This window comes from Clostridia bacterium, assembly GCA_019683875.1.
Classification (GTDB): domain Bacteria; phylum Bacillota; class Sulfobacillia; order RBS10-35; family Bu92; genus Bu92.
The window spans coordinates 1-4,463 of sequence record JADGHN010000128.1; the positions used below are offsets into that span (position 1 = coordinate 1).

At 74.5% G+C, this 4,463-nt stretch carries 3 protein-coding genes; all 3 read left to right on the forward strand.

Going from position 1 to position 4,463, the window contains the following annotated elements; genetic code table 11:
• Nucleotides 1-1,282 (forward strand): error-prone DNA polymerase (locus IRZ18_08630; GenBank protein MBX5477169.1); only part of this gene is annotated, 1,282 nt, incomplete at its 5' end.
• 53 nt (nucleotides 1,283-1,335) lie between these two features.
• On the forward strand, nucleotides 1,336-2,835 hold the full coding sequence (gene murD / locus IRZ18_08635; protein ID MBX5477170.1) for a UDP-N-acetylmuramoyl-L-alanine--D-glutamate ligase: 1,500 nt from the start codon (nucleotides 1,336-1,338) through the stop codon (nucleotides 2,833-2,835).
• A 75-nt stretch (nucleotides 2,836-2,910) separates the two neighbouring features.
• The coding region (locus IRZ18_08640; GenBank protein ID MBX5477171.1) for an AAA family ATPase at nucleotides 2,911-4,463 on the forward strand (1,553 nt) is incomplete at its 3' end.

Consider the following 4,463-nt stretch of genomic DNA (forward strand, 5'->3'; position numbering starts at 1 on the left):
GGTCCGCTACCTGCACCCCTCGCTGGAGCCGATTCTCGAAAAGACCTACGGCGTCGTGCTCTTCCAGGAGCAGGTGATCGACATCGCGCACGCGGTGGCGGGCTTCACGCCGGGGGAGGCCGACCGCCTCCGCCGCACGATGAGCCACGCGCGCTCGCAGGAGGAGATGGCGGAGATCGGGCGGCTGTTCGTCCGCAAGGCGGTGGAGCGGGGGGTGCCCAAGGAGACGGCCGAGGCCATCTTCCAATGCCTGGCGGGCTACGCCAGCTACGGCTTCAACGAGGCCCACGCGGCCGCGTTCGCGGACACGGCCTACCGCACGGCGTACCTCGTGCGCCACCACCCGGCGGCGTTCTTCGCCGGCATTCTCTCCAGCCAGCCCATGGGCTACTACCCGCTGCACACGGTGGTCACCGATGTGCGCGCGCGCGGCGTGGAGGTGAGGCCGCCGGACGTGCGGCGCAGCGCCCGGGAGTGCACCGTCGAGGACGGCGGGGCGGCCATCCGCCTGGGGTTGGCCCTGATCTCCGGGCTGTCGCGCCGAACGCAGGAACGGATCGTCGAAGCGCGGTCGGAACAGCCGTACGCGGGCGTGCTCGATTTCCTCGCACGGGCCGCGCCGTCGCGCGACGAGGCCGAAGCGCTCGCGCTCTCGGGCGCGCTGGATGGGCTGGCCGAGGGCCGGCGCCGGGCGCTGCTGTGGGCCCTGCCGGAAGCCTACCGCCGGCTGGAGGAGCGGACGGCGTTGCCCATCGCGCAGGCGGCCCGGGCGGTCGCCGGCGACGCTGCGGGCGCCGGCGGCGCTGCGCAGGCTCTCGCCGCCGATCCGCCGGACCTGCTTCCGAACCTGCCCGAGTTTGCGCCAGAGGAGCGCGTGGTGCACGAATGGCAGTACCTCGGCATACCTCTGACGGCGCACCCCATGGCGTTCTGGCGCGACCGCCTGCGCCGCCGCGGCTACCTGTCCAGCCCGGAAGTGGCTCGGGCGGCGGCGGGCTCGCGGGTCAAGGTGGCCGGATTGCCGGTGCGTCCGCATCGGCCGCCGACGCGCAGCGGCCGGATCGTCGTCTATGTCTCGCTGGAGGACGAGTGGGGCCTCGTCGACGTCGTCATCCTTGAGGACCTGTACCAACGGGAGGGCGGCGTGCTGTTCGGCGAGCGCCTGCCGCCCGTCGCCGTCGAGGGGATCGTGGAGCGGCGGGGCCGGGGCGTGCAGGTGGTGGCGCGGCACGTGGCCGCGCTGGGGCGTTCGCGTCGAGCCGCCGCCCGCGCGCGGCCCTAGACGCGGCCGCTCTCGAGCACGCATAGTTCTGTCCAGAGAGAGGAGCGGTGCGAATGCCGTCCGTGCCCCGGCCCGGGCATCCCCCGGACCCGGAGGAGTGGCGCGGCCGCAGGGTGGCGGTCGTCGGCCTGGGCATCAGCAACCTCGCGCTCGTCCGCTTCCTGCGCCGTCACGGCGCCCTCGTGGAGGTCCGAGACCGCCAGTCGCCGGAAGCGCTCGGCGCGCGGTTGCGCGAGGCCGTCGAGCTCGGCGCCGCGGCCCGCGTCGGCGAGGGTTACCTCGACGGGCTGGACGGCTTCGACGCCGTCTTCCTCACGCCCGGCATGCGCAAGGACCAGCCGGAGATCGAGGCCCTCCGCGCGGCCGGGGTGCCTGTCTCCAGCGAGATCGGCCTCGTCATGCGGTACTGCCGCGCGCCGATCGTCGGGATCACCGGCAGCGCCGGCAAGACCACGACGACGACGCTGACCGGGCGCCTCTTCGCCGCCGCCCACCCGCACACGTACGTCGGCGGCAACATCGGCCGGCCGCTCGTCGAGCTGGTGGAGGACATCCCCCCGGACGCGTGGGTGATCTTGGAGCTGTCCAGCTTCCAGCTGGAGCTGGTCGATGCGAGCCCCAACCTGGCCGCCGTGCTCAACCTCCGTCCCAACCACCTCGACGTCCACCCGTCGATGGACGCCTACCGGGAGGCCAAGCAGCGCATCTACCGCTTCCAGGGCCCGGGCGACTGGTGCATCTTCAACGCCGACGACGACGCCACCTGGCCCTGGAGCGCCGAAGCGCCCGGCCGCGCGGCCGCGTTCTCGATGGCGCGTCCGGTGGAGTGCGGCACGTGGCTGGAGGGGCGGCCGGAAGACGGCGTCGTCCGCACGAACCTCGTCCCGGCGGGGGGATCTGCGCGGCAGGCGCGCGACCTTCTCCGGGCCTCCGACGTCCGCCTGCCCGGCCGCCACAATCTCGCGAATGTCCTCGCCGCCGTGTCCCTGGCCGCCCTGGGCGGCGTGCCCGACGACGCCATCGCATCCGTCGTGCGGGAGTTCCAGGGCGTGCCGCACCGGCTGGAAACGGTGCTGGAGCGCGGCGGCGTGCTCTTCGTCAACGACTCCATCGCCACCTCGCCGGACCGGAGCATCGCCGCGCTGGAGACGTTCGACCGTCCCGTCGTCCTCATCGCCGGAGGGTACGACAAGGGCCTCGACTTCGACGAGTGGGCGGGCGTCGTGCTGCGGAAGGCGCGCTGCGTCGTGTTGGTCGGGAAGACGGCCGACAAGATTGAGCGCGCGCTGGAGAACGCGCGGCGCCGCGCCGCGACGGATCCGTCCCGAACGGAGGATGAGATCGCCACCCACGAATCCGGCGCCGGGGGCGGCCTCGTCATCCAGCGCGCCACGTCGTTCGAGGACGCCGTCGTCCGCGCGGCGGAGTCGGCGCGTGTGGGCGACGTCGTCCTCCTGTCGCCCGCCTGCGCGAGTTACGACCTCTTCCGCAACTTCGAAGAGCGCGGCGAAGCCTTCCGCGACATCGTCCGCCGCTGGGCGGCGGCCCGTTAGCATTTCGCCCGCGCGGCGCGTGAACTCCGGCCAAGCGGGTTAGGCTAACCCGCGGAGGGAAGCCGGTTGCCAGACATCCTCACCACTGCCCGCGCGGATCGAAGAGACGGCTGGGTTGTGCGCCATCCCGGCAACGACGAACTGTTCAGGGCGGTCGCCTGGTCGCTGGCCGGGCTGCGGCGCGGCTGGCCCGTGCACCTGCACGCGGAGGGGCTCCGCGGCACGGGAAAGACGACCATCCTCCGCGCGGCGCGGGCGCTGTTGCCCACGATCCGCCGCATTCGCGGCTGCCTGTACAATTGCGATCCGCTCGCGCCGCACTGCCCGGAGCACCGCCACCTGTCGCCGGGCGAGATCGCCGCGCTGGGCGAGGAGGCGGTGCCGGCGCCGTTCCTTGAGATTTCCCCCTCGGCCAAGATCGGCACCGTCGTCGGCAGCATCGACCTGACGCGGGTCCTTGACCGGACGCGGCCGGAAGCGAGCCTTTTGCCCGGCACCCTCGCCCAGGCGCACCGCGGCATCGTCTTCATCGACGAGATCAACCGGCTGGCGGACATCGCCCCGGAACTCGCGGACGCGCTGCTGGACGTGATGGGCACGAAGCCGGGCCGGCTGCAGATCGAGGAGACCGGCCTGCCGAAAGTCGTGCTGCCGGTGAACGTGACGGTCTGGGCGGCTTCCAACCCCGACGAGGACCCCGGGCCGCTGTCGGACGTGCGCCGCCAGCTGGCCGACCGCTTTGACCTCGTCGTCTCCATGAGCCGGCCGACGACCGTGGACGCCGTCAAGCGCATCTTGTCCAGCCGGCACCCGCTGCCGGCGGCCGGCGCGCCCGCGGCCAGCGGGATGGAAGGACGGGGCGCCGGCGCGACGGCGAGCGGCGACGGCGCGGCGAGCGCGCCGCCGGCGGCGGCGGCGCCCGCGGCGTCGAACGCGGCCGGCGACGCGGTTTCGGTGTGGCACGAGGCCGAGACGGACCCGGGCGAGGGGTGGCCCGAAGTCGACGAGATCCTGCGGGACTTTCTGGCCTGCACGTACGTCCGGTTCCAGCTGGAGAGCCTGCGCGCCGTCGAGGCCTGGCAGGCGACGGCCCGGCTCGCTGCGGCGTGCCGGCGCGGGACCCGCGTGAGCGCGGAGGACCTGCTGCGCACCGCCGCACCCGTCCTGCGGCACCGCGTCGATCCGCAGACGCTTGCGGAGATTCTCGCGTACACGCGGGAGCAGCTCGCGGGCGGCGACGCGCAGGCGCGCGTGGCCTTCGGGGCCGAGTTGACGCCGGCCGGCCTCGCGGCCGAAGCGGCCGGCGAGCCCGGCGCGCGCGGTCGGCCTGGCCGGGAACGGGAGGAGACGGCGTCGCGGCGCGCCCCGGACGCTGCGGACGGGGGTGCCCGTGCGGCGTTCCCCACCGGGCGGGAGGGCGCCGTCGCGCAGGGGGCCCGAGAGGCTCTGGACGGGCGGGCGGCCGGCGCCCCGTCGCTCTGGGCGGGAGCGGACGCGCCGGCGGGCGACGGCCCGGGCGCGCGCTGGTCGCGCCTGTTCGAGGGCATGCGCCACGCTTTGCGCGGGCGCCGGTCGCCCGCGCCGGACGTCCCGGCCCCCCGCGCCGGCGGCCCCCCCGCGGCCGGCCG